17 protein-coding genes are annotated in these 15790 nt (G+C 45.4%); all 17 read left to right on the top strand.

Annotation, left to right across the window (positions count from 1 at the left end):
- Positions 1 to 115: 115 nt before the first annotated feature.
- The 17 genes from alaS (at position 116) to EUAN_RS03790 (ending at position 15716) form a co-directional block, all read left to right on the top strand.
- Positions 116 to 2752 carry an alanine--tRNA ligase gene (gene alaS, locus EUAN_RS03870; protein WP_071061903.1) on the top strand — a complete coding sequence of 879 codons (2637 nt, stop codon included), beginning with the start codon at positions 116 to 118 and terminating at the stop codon, positions 2750 to 2752.
- A gap of 71 nt (positions 2753 to 2823) precedes the next feature.
- Positions 2824 to 3075, top strand: a complete 252-nt coding sequence (locus tag EUAN_RS03865; RefSeq protein WP_071061901.1) for an IreB family regulatory phosphoprotein — start codon at positions 2824 to 2826, stop codon at positions 3073 to 3075.
- A 19-nt stretch (positions 3076 to 3094) separates the two neighbouring features.
- The gene (locus EUAN_RS03860; protein ID WP_071061899.1) at positions 3095 to 5290 is read left to right on the top strand and encodes a hypothetical protein; all 2196 of its coding nucleotides are present in this window, start codon (positions 3095 to 3097) and stop codon (positions 5288 to 5290) included.
- Positions 5268 to 5729 carry a Holliday junction resolvase RuvX gene (ruvX, locus tag EUAN_RS03855; protein ID WP_071061897.1) on the top strand — a complete coding sequence of 154 codons (462 nt, stop codon included), beginning with the start codon at positions 5268 to 5270 and terminating at the stop codon, positions 5727 to 5729. The genes EUAN_RS03860 and ruvX overlap by 23 nt, the downstream gene beginning before the upstream one ends.
- A complete protein-coding gene (locus EUAN_RS03850; RefSeq protein WP_084655698.1) occupies positions 5722 to 5961 on the top strand; it encodes a DUF1292 domain-containing protein in 240 nt (79 codons plus the stop codon). Before ruvX ends, EUAN_RS03850 begins: the two co-directional genes overlap by 8 nt.
- 111 nt (positions 5962 to 6072) lie before the next feature.
- On the top strand, positions 6073 to 6519 hold the full coding sequence (locus EUAN_RS03845) for a Fur family transcriptional regulator (RefSeq protein WP_071061895.1): 447 nt from the start codon (positions 6073 to 6075) through the stop codon (positions 6517 to 6519).
- Between the two features lie 60 nt (positions 6520 to 6579).
- Positions 6580 to 8244 carry a ribonuclease J gene (locus EUAN_RS03840; RefSeq protein WP_071061892.1) on the top strand — a complete coding sequence of 555 codons (1665 nt, stop codon included), beginning with the start codon at positions 6580 to 6582 and terminating at the stop codon, positions 8242 to 8244.
- Positions 8245 to 8298: 54 nt separating this feature from the next.
- Positions 8299 to 9324, top strand: a complete 1026-nt coding sequence (mltG, locus tag EUAN_RS03835; protein WP_071061891.1) for an endolytic transglycosylase MltG — start codon at positions 8299 to 8301, stop codon at positions 9322 to 9324.
- A gap of 14 nt (positions 9325 to 9338) precedes the next feature.
- A complete protein-coding gene (locus EUAN_RS03830; RefSeq protein WP_211266272.1) occupies positions 9339 to 9983 on the top strand; it encodes an O-methyltransferase in 645 nt (214 codons plus the stop codon).
- 3 nt (positions 9984 to 9986) lie between these two features.
- The gene (locus EUAN_RS03825; RefSeq protein ID WP_071061889.1) at positions 9987 to 11210 is read left to right on the top strand and encodes a peptidase U32 family protein; all 1224 of its coding nucleotides are present in this window, start codon (positions 9987 to 9989) and stop codon (positions 11208 to 11210) included.
- 11 nt (positions 11211 to 11221) lie between these two features.
- Positions 11222 to 12169, top strand: a complete 948-nt coding sequence (locus EUAN_RS03820; RefSeq protein WP_071061887.1) for a 3'-5' exoribonuclease YhaM family protein — start codon at positions 11222 to 11224, stop codon at positions 12167 to 12169.
- Positions 12170 to 12206: 37 nt separating this feature from the next.
- Positions 12207 to 12731 (top strand): FUSC family protein, encoded by a 525-nt coding sequence (locus tag EUAN_RS03815; RefSeq protein WP_071061886.1) that lies wholly within the window; start codon positions 12207 to 12209, stop codon positions 12729 to 12731.
- Positions 12728 to 13558 carry a shikimate dehydrogenase gene (gene aroE / locus EUAN_RS03810; protein WP_071061884.1) on the top strand — a complete coding sequence of 277 codons (831 nt, stop codon included), beginning with the start codon at positions 12728 to 12730 and terminating at the stop codon, positions 13556 to 13558. The genes EUAN_RS03815 and aroE overlap by 4 nt, the downstream gene beginning before the upstream one ends.
- Before the next feature lie 89 nt (positions 13559 to 13647).
- A complete protein-coding gene (locus tag EUAN_RS03805) occupies positions 13648 to 14061 on the top strand; it encodes a pilus assembly FimT family protein (RefSeq protein WP_071061883.1) in 414 nt (137 codons plus the stop codon).
- On the top strand, positions 14051 to 14695 hold the full coding sequence (locus tag EUAN_RS03800; protein ID WP_071061881.1) for a hypothetical protein: 645 nt from the start codon (positions 14051 to 14053) through the stop codon (positions 14693 to 14695). The genes EUAN_RS03805 and EUAN_RS03800 overlap by 11 nt, the downstream gene beginning before the upstream one ends.
- Positions 14696 to 14707: 12 nt before the next feature.
- Positions 14708 to 15274, top strand: coding sequence for a PulJ/GspJ family protein (locus EUAN_RS03795; protein WP_071061879.1), 567 nt, complete (start codon positions 14708 to 14710; stop codon positions 15272 to 15274).
- Positions 15225 to 15716 (top strand): type II secretion system protein, encoded by a 492-nt coding sequence (locus EUAN_RS03790; protein WP_071061877.1) that lies wholly within the window; start codon positions 15225 to 15227, stop codon positions 15714 to 15716. Before EUAN_RS03795 ends, EUAN_RS03790 begins: the two co-directional genes overlap by 50 nt.
- Positions 15717 to 15790: the final 74 nt, after the last annotated feature.

Genomic DNA, 15790 nt, shown 5'->3' with positions numbered 1-15790 from the left:
ATTTAGAGTATAATATTCTATGTCTAAGGTTGCCTTGAATCAGGAGTTTTTAAAACTCGTCCACCGTTGGGGCGAGTTTTTTTACGTTTACTATATAAATAGAGGAGATGAGTTTGTGGAAAACATAGGACTACATGAAATTAGATCAAGATTTCTGGAATTTTTCAGAGAGAAGGAGCACTTCGTTCAAAAGAGCTACCCGCTAGTTCCGAAGAACGACAAGAGCTTGCTGCTTATAAATGCTGGAATGGCACCGCTCAAGCCTTATTTCTTGGGGACAGAGGAGCCGCCATCGAAGAGAATGGCCACTTCTCAGAAATGTGTGAGGACTGGGGACATTGAAAATGTAGGAAAGACAGCCAGACACGCCACTTTCTTTGAAATGCTAGGGAGCTTCTCTTTTGGAGATTACTTTAAGAAGGAAGCCATAGCGTGGGCATGGGAATTTATGACTGAGAAGATGGGAATTCCTGTGGAAGACCTATGGGTTTCAGTTTACTTGGAAGATGACGAGGCCTTCAACATCTGGAACAGGGATGTAGGGGTTTCAAGCCATAGAATAGTGAGACTTGGAAAAGAAGATAACTTCTGGGAGCTGGAAGTGGGACCTTGCGGACCTTGTTCAGAGATATACATAGACAGGGGAGCCGAGTACGGATGCTCTAATCCAGACTGCAAGCCTGGCTGCGACTGCGACAGGTATATAGAGGTTTGGAACCTCGTGTTTTCACAGTACGACAAAGACGAGAACGGAAACTACAACCTTCTTGAAAAGCCCAATATAGATACAGGCATGGGGCTTGAAAGAATTGCAGCAGTGCTTCAAAAGACAGACAATATATTTGAGATAGATGTAATGAAGTCGCTTATATCTTGGGTTGAATCTAGAAGCGGAAAGACATACAAGAGAGATGAGAAAGAGGGACTTTCTTTCAGGGTAATAGCAGACCATATAAGAGCTGTGACTTTCCTAGTAGGAGACGGAGTCATCCCTAGCAACGAGGGAAGAGGCTATGTGCTTAGAAGGCTTATAAGAAGGGCTTCAAGACATGGAAAGCTGCTCGGCATAAACGAGAACTTCCTAAAGGACCTAGTGGCAGAAGTTATAGAGTCTTGGAAAGTCGAGTACGACGAGCTTGTAGAAAAGCAGAGCCAGATAGTCAAGATAGTTGAAATCGAGGAAGAGAAGTTCCAGGAGACGATAGACCAGGGTATAGACATTCTAGATGGCTATATGGAAGACATGGTGTCGAATGGTCAAACAGAGCTTTCAGGAGAGAAATCGTTCAAGCTCTACGACACCTACGGATTCCCTCTAGACCTTACAAAAGAGATACTAGAGGAGAAAGGGTATTCTGTAGACGAAGCTGGATTCAGCAGCGAAATGGAAGCTCAGAGAGACAGAGCTAGAAAGGCCAGAGAAGAAGCCGATACAGCCGGATGGAATAAGGAAGGCAAGGCAGACTTCAGCCTGGACACAGAAGTGGAGTTCAAAGGCTACGACAGCCTTTCAATCGAGTCTAGGGTGCTTGCTGTATACGTAGACTCCAAGAAAGTCGAGTCCATATCGGAAGGGCAGGAAGGCATAATAGTGTTAGAGCAGACTCCGTTCTATCCAGAGGGTGGAGGCCAGGTCGGAGACAAGGGCTTTATGACTTCCGAGGGTACGACTGTAAAGGTTCTAGACACCAGAAAAGAGGGAGACGTAATATTCCACATAGTGAAAGTGCTAGAGGGCACAGTCGCTATAAGGGACATGGTCTCAGCAGAGGTAAACAAGAAGAGCAGAATGGACACTGCCAGAAACCACTCTGTTACGCATATACTGCATCAGGCGCTTAAAGATGTGCTAGGTGAGCATGTAAATCAGGCGGGATCGCTTGTAATGCCTGAGAGGATGAGATTCGACTTCACCCACTTCGAGCCTGTAAAGAAAGAAGAGCTTGAGAAGATAGAGGACATAGTCAACGAGCAGATACTTTCGGCACTTGATGTCGTGGTAGAGGAGACTTCCATAGATGAAGCCAGAGCAAGAGGAGCTCAAGCTCTCTTCGGAGAGAAGTACGGAGAGACTGTAAGGCTTGTGGAGATAGGAGACTACAGCAAGGAGCTGTGCGGTGGAACTCACATAGGCAACTCAAGCCAGATAGGCATGTTCAAGGTGGTTTCAGAAGGCGGAATAGCGTCTGGAACTAGAAGGATAGAGGCTGTGACTGGAAGCGAGGCTTACAAGTACTTTAAAGAGCAGAGCGAAACTGTAGACAGCGTTGCCCAAGTGCTGAAGGCCAACAAGAAAGACATAGTGACAAAGGCCCAGAACTTGAGCGAAGAAGTCAGGTCGCTTGAAAAGGAGTTAAACAAGCTCAAAAGCGAGTTGGCACTAGGAAACGTAGATGATATAATCAAGGAAAAGACAAGTTTAGGGGATGTGGCGCTTGTAGCTAAAAGGCTGGAGTCTGTAGATGCTGATGGACTCAGGGATATAGCCGACGAGATCAAGAGCAAGCTGGGTTCTGTAGTCGTGGTGCTTTCAGCTGTGAACGACGGAAAGATAGTGTTCACCGCTATGGCGACTAAGGACTTGGTGAAGCGAGGAGTCCACGCCGGAAACATACTAAAAGAGATTGCCAAGATGACAGGCGGAGGCGGAGGCGGTCGCCCTGATATGGCTCAGGCTGGAGGAAAAGATCCGGAAAAGCTTGACGAGGCCATGGCGGCTGTTTCAGCAATAGTGGAATCTCAGCTGTCTTAAAATAACTGCCCAGCGGACGCGTCTGCTGGGCATGATGTACATAGAAAGCAGAAGAGTGGAGGGGATACGAGATGACTGATTTCAATGAGACTATGAAGTTTGACATAGCAAAAGACAACAAGGCTGAGGCCAAGGAGATAATGGCTTTGGTGTATGAGGCACTAGAGGAGAAAGGATATAACCCTGTAAGTCAGATAGTGGGATATATACTTTCAGGTGACCCTACCTATATAACTAGCCATAAAAATGCTAGAACTGTGATAAGAAAGCTTGAGAGAGACGAGCTTCTAGAGGAGATACTCAAAGCTTATATGGAAAAGTAGAAAGGAAGATCTATCTGTTATGAGGCTTAAAAAGAGTTTTACAAGAGTTCTTTCAGCTGCGATGGCGTTTATGCTGGTTTTTATGGCATCTTCACACGAATCTAGTGGCGAAAGCGAGAGCAAGAAGGTCTACATGGTGGTGGCCAACAGGCTTATGATTGAAGATATAGAGCATATGGAAAACTTGAAAGATATGATAGGCGAGTCTGGTGTTGGACTTATGAACGTAAGAGGTGCAAGCTCTTACAGCAACATAGAAGGCTTTTTAACCATAAACTCATCTTCTAAGTCATATGGAATTCAAGAGATGGCGAGCATGGTGAACTTAAATGAAGATACAAAGTTGCTCTATGAGACGAGGATGGGGAGTCTAGATGGAGACTACGAAGTCGGGAATGTAGAGTTCAACAGACTGAAGCTCTTTAACGAGGATAGAACCTACAAGCCTTCGATAGGAGCACTTGGAGAAAATCTCAAGCTGTCTGGGAAAAAGAGGGCTGTATATGGAAACTCCGACGGAGAGGAGCCGCTCAGACTGGGCGGATTGATAGCCATGGACCAAAGGGGCCTTGTGGAATATGGAGACGTAGAAAACGTAAACATGGAGGACAAGCTGGCCCCTTTCGGAGTCAGAATCGACTACGGCAAAGTGCTTGGAAACATAGAAAAGCTTAAAGACGAAGTGGACTTCACTGTTATAGATATAGGAGATTTAGACAGGCTTAAAGAGTACGAGATATACTTGGATGAAGAGATGTTTATGCATCACAGACTTAAAGCGCTCGGACACCTAGATGGCTTTATAAGAGACCTGAAAGAGTCTGTGGGGAAGGATTCGATGATAGTTGTTATAAGTCCTAACGAGGGTGGTACTATGGAGACGGAGAAGAAGCTCTCACCGCTGGTCATATGGACAGACGACATGGAGCCAAGCCTTTTGACCTCGGGTAGCACAAGGGTGGAAGGGCTTGTGACCAATATGGATATCGCTCCGACTGTAAGTGAATACCTAAGTGCTCCTCAGGATAACTATGTGGGGCGGAATATATCTTACAAGAGCACAGGGAGCGAAGTGGACACAAGGCTTGAGTACCTCTTGGAGATGTCTACCCAGAGCAACTTCACGCTAGAGGCAAGGGGGCCTATTCTCAGCTACTACGCTGTAATATCCATGGTTGTGATGGTCATAGCAGGAATATTCGTCGTAGCTTCCGGGAATTCGTTCTTAAAGGAGAAATCGTTTGTCTCTAGAAATATGGGCTTCTGGAAGAAAGGCAAGCAGATATCATACGAGATGATTGTATTCGTGGCTTCGGCCCCGCTTTCGTTTATGCTGACCGCCTTGTTGAAGCTAGACAATCTTGCGCTTCTTGCGATCGCCTCGATATTGACTTCAGGAGCTATTACAATTTTGACACGAGCTATCAGAAACAGATTGGCAGTCATATTTTCACTGACGGCTGCGGTGATAGTGTTAGATGTGGCTCTTGGGAGCTATCTCGCCAGAAACTCGGTCATGGGGTACAGCCCTGTGATAGGAGCTAGGTACTTCGGAATAGGAAACGAACTTTCAGGCTTGCTGCTTTCAGCTGTGATGATTACAACAGGCTTGCTTATACAAAAAAGCGGGAAAAAGCTCTATGCATCTATACCGTTTGCAGGACTTCTGGTGATGGCGCTTTCAAAGCTTGGGGCCAATGTAGGTGGAAGCATAGCTTTTGCAACTGCTGCCATCATGCTAGTACTGCTCTCAGGAAAGCGAAAGCTTAAGTTTAAGTCTCTTGTGGCGGTTGGAGCCATTATAGCTGCTGGAATAGCAGTGGCTGGAATAGCCGACGCAAGTCTGAGCGACAGCCCTACCCACCTTGGGAAGCTATTTTTAAGTATAAAGGCAGAAGGCGTTTCAAGCCTTTTAGAAGTGGTAGTGAGAAAACTGAGCATGAATATAAGCCTCTTGAGTGGATCGGTTTGGAGCAGGGTTCTGATGGTGACTACAGTGGTTTCTGGAATAGCTGTACTGTCACTTAAGGATATCTACAGAGAGCGATTTCAAAAGCACAGCTATATGCTGAATTCAGTTTTGGCACTGATTGCAGGAAGTCTAGTGGGACTCTTGGTGAACGACTCAGGAGTTCTCCTGGCGGCTTTTGCAAATATATATACAGCTTCGTTCTTGCTACAGGCTGGAATGAATGAAAAAGAGAAAGAGAGTTGATTTTTTGCATAAAAGATATATGGGACTAGATGTGGGGAACAAGACTATAGGAGTGGCCGTTTCAGACCTTTTGTTGCTTACGGCTCAAGGCATCACCACTGTGAAGAGAAAGGGAATAAAGACAGACTTAAAAGAGCTTGAGGATATAATGAGCGAATATGGAGTGGAAAAGACAATAGTGGGACTTCCTAAAAACATGAATAACACGCTAGGGCCTCAAGGTGAAAAGGTCCTTAAGTTTGTAGAGAAGTTTAAGGAGAAGTTCCCGGAGATGGAAGTTGTGATGGTGGACGAGAGGCTTTCCACGGTTTCGGCTGAGAGGGCCTTGATCGGAGGCGACGTCAGGCGTGAAAAGAGAAAAGACCTTATAGACAAAGTGGCGGCTACCTATATACTACAGTCGTATCTTGACAAAGAAAGAGGTGAGAGAGTTGAATAAAAACACTATAGAGCTTTTAAATGAAGACGGAGAAGTGGAGGTGTTCATGGTTGAAGCTTATTTCGACCTTGAAGACACGAAGTATACTGTGCTTGTAAAAGAGGGTGAAGAAGAAGGGCTCCTTATGAGAGTCGACTACGATGAAGACGGAAATCCACTGTTTTCCTTTGTAGAAGATGAAGAGGAATTGAATGAAGCTGCCGAAGCTTACGAATCACTGCTTTCCGAGTAGCAAATTTTGCTCGCTATAGAGCTATATTTATGGTATAATGTAGAAGACGAGATCGAGGACGAACTTTTTTATTGAATTGGAGACTGTGAGCGGAATATGGGTGGACAGGCTATGAAAGATATAATGGAGAATATAAAAGAGGAACTGAAAAAGAGTGGATACAAGCTTACCATTCAGAGGAAGGCCATAATAGAGGTGTTTTCTGAGCAAAATGCTGTTCACTTAAGTCCGGAGGAAATATACGATTGCGTAAGAGACAAGTATCCCAACATAGGTCTAGCTACGGTGTACAGAACACTTCAGCTTTTTGAGGAACTGGGAATACTGTACAAGCTAAACTTTGACGATGGTTGCAGCAGATATGAGCTTAACACTGGGGAAGAGGGCCATCAGCATCATCATTTGATCTGTCTTAGTTGCGGATCAGTTCAGGAAGTCAATATAGATCTCTTGGAGAGTTTGGAGTCGGAAATAGAGAAGACTAAAGAGTTTAAAATAGTGGATCATAATCTTAAGTTTTTCGGCTACTGTAAAGATTGCAAAGATAAATCCCAGTAAGGGGTTTATTTTTTTTAATAAATAAAAATAAACAACGGCAATAAAAAAGGAGGTAAAAATATGAGTAAAAAAATACCTAAAGTCAGGATAATACCTTTAGGCGGACTAGGTGAGATAGGAAAGAATATAAACGCAATAGAATATGAAAACGAGATCATCATATTGGACTGTGGTCTCACTTTTCCAGAAGACGAAATGTTAGGGATAGACGTGGTAATACCGGACATAACCTATCTACTGAAGAACAAGGACAAGATAAAAGGAGTGCTGCTCACACACGGACATGAGGATCACATAGGTGCGCTTCCTTATTTCTTGAAAAAAATATCGGTACCAGTGTACGGAACTAAGCTTACGCTTGGACTAGTTGAAAGCAAGATGAAGGAACACAATATCGGAAATGAAAACTTGAATGTAGTCTCTCCTTCGCAGAAGCTAAAGCTAGGGTCTTTCGAGATCGAGTTTATAAAGACTACACACAGCATACCGGATTCGGTGGCTATAGCTATCCACACTCCTGCAGGGACGATAGTGCACACGGGAGACTTCAAGATAGATTTCACGCCTATAAAGGGTGAAATAATGGATCTACACAAATTAGCTGAAATAGGAAAAAACGGCGTGCTTGCGCTTATGGCGGATAGTACGAATGTGGAAAGGCCAGGCTACACTATGTCGGAGAGCATGGTGAGAAGCACGTTCCACGACATATTCATGAATGCTAAGCAGAGGATACTGGTTGCGACTTTTGCGTCCAACGTAGACAGAATCCAGCAGGTAATAGACGCTGCCGTGGAATTCGGAAGAAAAGTGGCTGTTTCAGGGCGAAGCATGGTGAACGTAGTGAGCATAGCTAGGGATTTAGGCTATCTAGACGTGCCAGAGGGAACGCTTATAGAGATAAACGACATAGACAACTACAGCGATGACAAAGTGGTTATAATAACTACTGGTAGCCAGGGAGAGCCTATGTCGGCGCTGGCTAGAATAGCTTCATCTGACCACAGGAAGATAAGCCTTATGCCTGGGGACCTTGTAGTCATATCTGCAAGCCCTATACCTGGGAACGAGAAGACTATTTCAAAGGTAATAAACCAGCTCTTCAAGAGAGGTGCAGAAGTTATATACGAAGCCCTTGCGGATGTACACGTTTCAGGACATGCCTGCCAGGAAGAGTTAAAGCTTATGCACTCGCTGCTAAAGCCTAAGTTCTTTATTCCGGTGCACGGGGAGTACAGGCATCTGAAGCAGCACGTGGAGCTAGCACAGAGCATGGGAATGAATAGAGAGAACATACTCCTTATGGAGAATGGAGATGTAGCTGAGTTTTCAAAAGACAGAGCCAAAATCGTGGGAACTGTGCCTACAGGACATGTAATGGTAGACGGACTCGGAGTAGGAGACGTAGGAAACATAGTCCTGAGAGACAGAAAGCACCTTTCGGAAGACGGTCTTATTGTAGTTGTGGTGACTATAAGCAGAGAAAACGGAAGCATAGTTGCTGGACCAGACATAGTCTCTAGAGGATTCGTCTACGTAAGAGAGTCTGAAGACCTTATGGGAGAGGCTAGAAACGTGGTCAAGAGAGCTCTTATGGAATGTGAAAGCAAGAATATAAAAGACTGGGCTACGCTGAAGTCAAGTGTCAGAGACTCACTTAGAAACTTCCTATACGAGAAGATCAAGAGAAACCCTATGATATTACCTATAATAATGGAAGTGTAGCAGAGAGTGCCTGATTTCGGGCACTCTTTTTCAAATTTACCTAGGGGGGAAATCATGAAGAAAACAGTGGTGGTTTTTATAGTTGCAGGAGCTTTGGCGGCTGGGTACTTTGGATTTAAGGGGTATGTGTCTCAGGCCAAGGGGCCTGTAGATCCAAGCTCTGACAAAGTTGTAGAAGTAGAGATACCAAGCGGGTATGCCACGCCTCAGATTGCGTCGCTTCTCTCGGAGAAGGGACTTATAAGCGACGAGAAGGTCTTCAGGCTTGTATCTAGAGTCGAGGGCAAAGATTCGGGCTTCAAGGCTGGAGTATACAGCCTGAGCAAGAGCATGAGCCTAGAGGAAATCCTTTCAAGCCTCACCGAGGGTGGAATGGACATTGGAGTAGAGACTTTCACCGTTCCTGAAGGGTACGAAGTCAGGCAGATAGCAGACCTTTTAAGCGAGAAAGGCCTGGTGGACAGAGAGAAGTTTGTATCTCTTACAAGAGACGCTTCTGCATACAAGGAGAGCTACAGTTTTCTGGACTCTGTTCCTGCTGGCATGGGGCTAGAGGGTTATCTCTACCCTAGCACTTATCAGGTGAGTGAGCAGGAAGAGAACAAGGAAGAGGCAATAGTGAAGATGATGCTCGACGAATTCGGAAGCGTCTACACGAAAGAGCTTGAAGCCAAGGCCGAGTTGCTTGGGCTTGACACAAATGAGGCCATAACTCTTGCTTCTATAGTGGAGAGGGAGGCACAGGTAGAGAGCGAGAGAAAGACTATTTCGGCAGTCTTTCACAACAGGATAAGAGAGCAGATGAACCTGCAGTCCTGCGCTACAGTTCAGTATATACTGGAGGAGAGAAAACCCAACCTCTCCTATGACGACATAGCGATAGAATCTCCATACAACACGTATATACATGCAGGACTTCCGCCAGCTCCTATAGCTTCCCCGGGGAAAGCCTCCATAGAAGCGGCGCTAGACCCTGAGAAAGTGGACTACCTCTTCTTTGTGGCAAAGGGAGATGGATCGCATACTTTCTCCATGACATATGAGGAGCATTTGAAGGCTCAAAACAAAAATCAAAACTAAGAGGAGATGTCAGCTTGGGAAACATAAATAAATCGTATATAGAGGACTATATAAGAATGCTCGTAAAAGAAGACGAGCACTTGACTGATATAAGGGAGTATGGAGAGAAAAACAATGTGCCTATAATCCACCCTGAAGTAAAGCAGCTGCTGAAAGTGCTTGTGCAGATAAAAAAGCCGAAGGCGATTCTAGAAGTCGGAACTGCCATCGGGTACTCGGCTATGGTGATGGCAGGGGTTATGCCGGAAGGCGGGAAGATAATAACTATAGAGAGAAATCAAGAGATGATAGACCAGGCCAAGAGCAATATAGAGAGAAAAGGCTTTTCAGACATGATAGAGATAAGAGAAGGCGAAGCAGAGGAGATACTTGCAGAGTTTGACGAAGAGATAGACATGGTCTTCTTGGATGGGGCCAAAGGCAGGTATCAGGATTTTCTAGAGTATATACTCAGAAATCTCAAGCCTGAAGGCATAATAGTGGCGGACAACGTGCTCTTTAAAGGCATGATAGCGAGTGACGACTTGGTTGTGAGACGAAAGAAGACGATAGTGAAGAGAATGAGGAGCTACCTCGAGCATATATCGGAAGATGAGAGATTTGAAACGAGCATAATTCCGATAGGAGACGGAGTGGCCATATCATATAACAGGAGGTAAGAAATGAGAAAACCAGAATTACTAGCGCCAGCTGGCGACTTGGAAAAATTGAAGATGGCGATACAGTACGGCGCCGATGCAGTATACCTTGGCGGAGAGGAGTTCGGGCTTAGAGCTTTTGCCAAGAACTTCGACATAGAGGAGATAAAAGCGGGAGTGGTGTATGCGCACGAAAGAGACAAGAAAGTATATGTGACACTCAACATAATTCCCCACAACGACGATCTAAACGGGCTTGAAGAGTACCTACTAAAGCTTCAAGACGCAGAGGTGGATGCAGTGATAGTCTCGGACCCTGGAGTATTTGGGATAGTCAAGAGCACTGTGCCTGATATGGAGATACACTTGAGCACGCAGGCCAACACCACAAACCACCTGACTGCTAAGTTCTGGTATGACCAAGGTGTCAGCAGAGTTGTAGTGGCCAGAGAGCTGAGTCTTGCAGAGATAAAGGGCATAAAGGACAACACGCCGGAAGACCTGGAAATTGAAGCCTTTGTGCATGGAGCGATGTGTATATCCTATTCGGGAAGATGTCTCCTCAGCAACTACATGACGCATAGGGACGCGAACAGAGGAGAGTGCGCTCAGTCTTGCAGGTGGAAGTACAGCTTGGTGGAGGAGAAGAGGCCAGGAGAGTACTACCCTATAGAGGAAGGCGACAGGGGAACATATATATTCAACTCCAAGGACCTCTGCATGGTAAACCATATAAAAGACCTAGTGGAAGCAGGAGTCTACAGCTTTAAGATAGAGGGCAGAATGAAGAGCCCTTACTACGTGGCCACAGTCATAAGGTCGTACAGGCTTGCAATAGACGAGTATCTAAAGGACCCTGAGAACTACGAGCCGAACGACTACTACCTAGACGAGATAAAGAAGTCCAGCTACAGGGACTTTACGACAGGGTTCTACTACGACAAGCCTGACGAGGAGGACCAGCTCTACGCTTCGACTTCATATATAAGGACTTACGAGTTTATGGGGCTTGTGCTGGACTATAACGAGGAAAACAAGATAGCCACAGTAGAGCAGCGAAACAGATTCTTTGTAGGGGACGAAGTGGAGTTCTTCGGGCCTGAGGCGGAGTTTCACACCCAGACTATAGAAGAGCTTTGGAACAAGAATATGGAGCCTATGGACGTGGCGCCTAGAGCTAAAGAGCTTGTGAAGATAAGAGTAGACTACCCTGTAAAAGAGGGTTATATAATGAGGAAAAAAGCTTAGAGGGGGCAGCCATGGAAGTCAAGAAGATAAGCGAACTAGAGGTTGAAGACAGGATAGACGGATTTTTCGTTATAAAGAGCTTTGAAAAAAAGACGGCGGCTTCAGGCAGGGAGTACTATGATTTAGACCTCCTAGACGACACGGGGATCATAAATGCTAAGATATGGGAAATTGAAAAGGGCGAGGACATATCAGAGGGCGACTTTGTGAAAGTGCGTGGAGAAGTCATCTCCTGGAAAGATGTAAAGCAGATGAAGATATTCAAGGCCAGAAAAGTCGTGGAGTCGGACGACGTGAAGATAGAGGACTACGTGCAGTCTGCTCCGATAGAGGCGATCAAGATGTATTCCGAGATAATGGAGTATACGGAAGCCATGAGCTCCGAGGACATAAAGAAGCTAGTAGAGACTATACTTCTTGAAAAGAAGGACAAGCTGATGTACTATCCGGCAGCTAAGGGCAACCACCACGCCATAAGAAGCGGGCTACTCTACCATATGCTCAGAATGCTGAGAGCTGGAGCGAAGCTGCTTGAAGTATACGACGGGATGAACTCTGACCTTGTATATGCTGGGGTGATACTACACGACCTTGCCAAGATAGAGGAGATGGAAGCGAACGAGCTTGGAATCGTAAGCGACTATACAAAAGAAGGAAAGCTTTTAGGCCATATAATTCAGGGTATAAAAGAGATAGACAGAGTCGCCAGAGAAAATGGGATAGACGGAGAGATTTCTCTTGTAATACAGCATATGATACTCTCGCATCACTACTATCCGGAGCATGGGAGCCCAAGGTATCCTATGATACCGGAGGGAGAGCTGCTGCACTATCTAGATATAATAGATGCCAGAATATACGATATGCAGAAGGCGCTTTCGGAAGTGAAGGAAGGGGAGTTTACAAGCAGAGTGTGGACTCTAGACAATAGACAGCTTTACAAAGTCAATAAAGACTAAAGGGGGAAGAGCTAGCGGACTATTTAGCTTGCATACTATGAAGATCAAGAATACGGAAATACCAGGAGTTGGACTTAGAAATATAAAGACGTCTATAGCCGTCTTGCTTTCCTTTCTTGTGTTCAGGCTTATAGGAAGAGACTATCCTATCTATGCCTGTATAGCGGCTGTAATATGTACGAAAGACACTTTTCAAAACTCATTTGAAATATCTAGAGATAGGCTTGTAGGGACTCTGGTAGGAGGCGTTATAGGCGCATTTTTCTTAAAGATAATTGCCAATACAGGATCCGGAATTTCATTTGAGTTTATAGCTTCTTTTGGGATAGTTGTGGTGATATACCTCTGCAACCTTATAAACGAGAAGGGATCTGTTTCGCTTGCCTGTGTGGTCTACCTTCTGATACTGATGAACTTCAAAAATTCAGACTCAGTGGCACCCTATGCCTATGCCTTTAACAGAATAGTGGATACCACTGTGGGAATAGTCATAAGCTTGCTTGTGAACAGGTACTTTTTTCCATTGAAGCAATTGCCAGAAAAAGAGGAGGGGTCTAGTTGAAAATAGATTCAAACACAGGGCTGTACTGCCTTATAGGAGACCCGGTGGAAAAGAGCTTGTCTCCGGAGATACACAATTTGAGTTTCAAGTTGAACGGAATAGACGGAGCCTATTTAGCGCTAAGAGTAAAGCCCCAGGACTTAGGGGAGGCTTTAGGCGGAGTAAGGGCTCTTGGGATAAAAGGGATAAACGTGACGATACCGCATAAAGTGGAGATCCTAAAATACCTTGACGAGCTAGATGAGGAAGCGGAGCTGCTAGGCGCTGTGAACACTGTGAAAAACGTAGACGGAAAGCTCAAGGGCTACAACACAGACGGAAGAGGCTTTGTGGAGCTTCTAAGGTCGAGCGGAGTAGAGCTGAAGGGCAAACGTGTACTTATGCTAGGAGCCGGAGGGGCTTCTAGAGCCATAGCCATTTCACTCGGGCTTGAAGGCGTATCTGAAATATGCGTATTCAACAGGACTGAGGAGAAGTCGAAAGCACTTGCAGAGGAGATATCCTCCAAGATACAGGGCGTGTCGGCGGTGTACAAGCTCTCCGACCCAAAAAACTACGACCTGGCTATAAACTGCACTTCAGTTGGGATGCACCCAGATGTATCGAGAGTTCCTTTTGACGTAGAGCTGCTCTCGGAACACTGCATAGTTGCAGACATAGTCTACAAGCCGCTCAGGACTGAGTTTTTGGCTAGGGCCGAGGCCAGAGGGCTTAAAATTGTAGAGGGACTTGGTATGCTTATAAACCAGGCTCTGCTGAGCGAAGAGATATGGACAGAAAGAGATATTGAAAAAGAAAAAGTGCTAGAGGAATTTAAAAAAAGGTAAAACACAGAGAATCCAGAATATATAGCTTAAGGGCAGTTTTCAGAGACGACTAAAAAGGTCGTCTCTTTGTTTTTTTGGAGGTGGTTTAAATGAGAAAGAGCAACAGCGGCTTTACGCTTCTAGAGGTCGTAATACTCCTGGCTGTTTCGATAGTGCTTATGGTTCCGGGATACTCTCACATATCCAGCATCTCTAGAGTTAGGACGGAAGCTTCACGCAGCAGGAAGGTCGCCAACAGATCATACGAACTGATAGAGACGGTAAAGCGCAAGAGCACAGAGGAGTTGCTTCAGGGAGTAGAAAGTCATGCGGAGGGGATGAAAGTCAGAGCTTGGGCCGAGTACGACCTTGAATTCAAGGAGGCCAGAGAGGCGAAAGGCAGAAGCGACGGGGTGGAACTGCCTCACGAAAAGCTGAACGTCTATGTGGAGGTATATGAAGGCGAGGACTTGATAGGAGAGTACGGCTTGACTAGAGTGGAGGAGGATTCAGTTGAAGATTGAATGCGAAAGAGGCTCTGTATCTGTGTTCTGGGTTGTATCAATACTGTTGGTGCTTGAACTGCTCTTGTTTGCAGGGACAAAGGCCTATGAGTACGCCACTATATCTTCAGAGGAATGCAGTTTTTTAGAGAAAAAGCTGGAGCTAGAGGATCTAGAAGAGCAGGTTAAGCTAATAGGATATGCTTTGATGGAAAAGTCCATAGAGGAGTCCTTGAGGTACGTGGAGGCTTTGGCTGGGCGAGAGTCTATGTCGGCGGAGGATTTGGAGGCTGTATATATGCAGAGAATTGAGTACTACATGTCCAGGAATATAAGCGTGCCTGGGGGAGCAAAGTCTAGAGACATAGCCTATATAGAGGGGTTTGTAGAGCCGTTTGAGAGAGAGTACAGCTACAGGTTAAAAAGCAAACACCTATCGGCGGAGGTCACAAGGAAAGAAAATAGCCTGGAAGATGTATCTGAGTCCAGGTACAGCAGAGCCTATGAAGTGAAGTATAATCTGAAAGATGAAAAAGACGAGGTCGGGCACTTAGGGTCGCCTGTCTGCATAGTGCTGGAGTACCCGCTGTACAGGGAGGCTGCAAGCGGAAATGCGGCTGCGGGAAAAGTGAGAGTCCAAAAGAAAAGCGTTTAGGAGGCTGCGGAAATGGAGAAAGGTTATACACTCTTGGAGCTTGTAATCTCTATGGCGATACTGTGCATAGTGACTTTGATGATATCGGGCTTTCTAGGCTTTGGACTCGGGTTTAGCAGAGAGACGAGAGAGCTTGTGAACTCGGGTAGCCACTACAGAAGCGTGATGTTGTTTCTAGAGCGGAATCTAGAGAGTAAATCCGGGGTGGAAGTTGTAAAAGGCAAGTTAGGGGGCACAGCTGTATACGAAGATGTGACAGACAGGAGCTGCAAAGTGGAGCTCTATATGATTATGGCGAGTTTGGAAGAGAATAAAGAGAGATTTTCGATCTACATGAGTGCTCCAAACCGAGATGGCAGGAGAGTTATGAGGTATGAAAAGGGATCTGAGAGTGTTTCGGGAAAGATGGAGTGCGGAAGTGGTATAGACAATCTGTACTTAGAACCACTGCCAGAGGGATGTAATTTCAGAGAAGCTTCAGGACTCAGGTTTACATTCGAGAACACATCTAAGACTGGAGGTGCGGAATTTGAAAAGACCATCTACTTTAAAAACCAGAAAAGCGTCAAACAGCAGTAGAGGCTATACTCTGCTTGAACTGGCCATAGTGCTGGCCATAATGGGGATACTGGGGATGGTTGGGTCGGCCTTGATCGCTCCCACTAGACAGGAGCTTCTGCGCTCTACGGAATCGTTGGCTGGAGACTTGGAGTCCTGCATGGCCATGACTCACTACAGTCCGAACTCATACTCGATCACATTTGAAAGAGACGGCTACACTGTGCTCAGAAATAGACAAGAGAACATAGAGGTTGAGAAAGAGGTCAAATACCCTGAAAGTGTAGAGTTTGCAAGAGTGCCTGCGAATATGAGTTTTCAGAAGAACGGGGATTTAAAGCTTAAGAAAGAAGATATGACTATAAAGATCTTAGACAGAAAGAAAAAAGAGAGTCTCTATATAACTATAGTTCCAGTTTCGAACAGAGTGCGAGTCACAGCGAGTCCAAGCAAGCCCATTTAAGATAATTTTTCTGTCCAAAGCCTCTAAACTGTGGTATCATATTCACAGAACTTTTTCTAAAGATAAACGAAGAA

Source organism: Andreesenia angusta, assembly GCF_001855385.1.
Taxonomy (GTDB): domain Bacteria; phylum Bacillota; class Clostridia; order Tissierellales; family Gottschalkiaceae; genus Andreesenia; species Andreesenia angusta.
This window is presented reverse-complemented; position numbering and strand designations above follow the sequence as displayed.

What these genes read in the sequence shown, in the direction of transcription:
- EUAN_RS03865 (WP_071061901.1), top strand. Translation starts at nt 2,824, where the DNA reads ATGACTGATTTCAATGAGACTATGAAGTTTGACATAGCAAAAGACAAC.
- EUAN_RS03860 (WP_071061899.1), top strand. Translation starts at nt 3,095, where the DNA reads ATGAGGCTTAAAAAGAGTTTTACAAGAGTTCTTTCAGCTGCGATGGCG.
- ruvX (WP_071061897.1), top strand. Translation starts at nt 5,268, where the DNA reads ATGAAAAAGAGAAAGAGAGTTGATTTTTTGCATAAAAGATATATGGGA.
- EUAN_RS03845 (WP_071061895.1), top strand. Translation starts at nt 6,073, where the DNA reads ATGAAAGATATAATGGAGAATATAAAAGAGGAACTGAAAAAGAGTGGA.
- EUAN_RS03840 (WP_071061892.1), top strand. Translation starts at nt 6,580, where the DNA reads ATGAGTAAAAAAATACCTAAAGTCAGGATAATACCTTTAGGCGGACTA.
- mltG (WP_071061891.1), top strand. Translation starts at nt 8,299, where the DNA reads ATGAAGAAAACAGTGGTGGTTTTTATAGTTGCAGGAGCTTTGGCGGCT.
- EUAN_RS03825 (WP_071061889.1), top strand. Translation starts at nt 9,987, where the DNA reads ATGAGAAAACCAGAATTACTAGCGCCAGCTGGCGACTTGGAAAAATTG.
- EUAN_RS03820 (WP_071061887.1), top strand. Translation starts at nt 11,222, where the DNA reads ATGGAAGTCAAGAAGATAAGCGAACTAGAGGTTGAAGACAGGATAGAC.
- EUAN_RS03815 (WP_071061886.1), top strand. Translation starts at nt 12,207, where the DNA reads ATGAAGATCAAGAATACGGAAATACCAGGAGTTGGACTTAGAAATATA.
- EUAN_RS03805 (WP_071061883.1), top strand. Translation starts at nt 13,648, where the DNA reads ATGAGAAAGAGCAACAGCGGCTTTACGCTTCTAGAGGTCGTAATACTC.
- EUAN_RS03795 (WP_071061879.1), top strand. Translation starts at nt 14,708, where the DNA reads ATGGAGAAAGGTTATACACTCTTGGAGCTTGTAATCTCTATGGCGATA.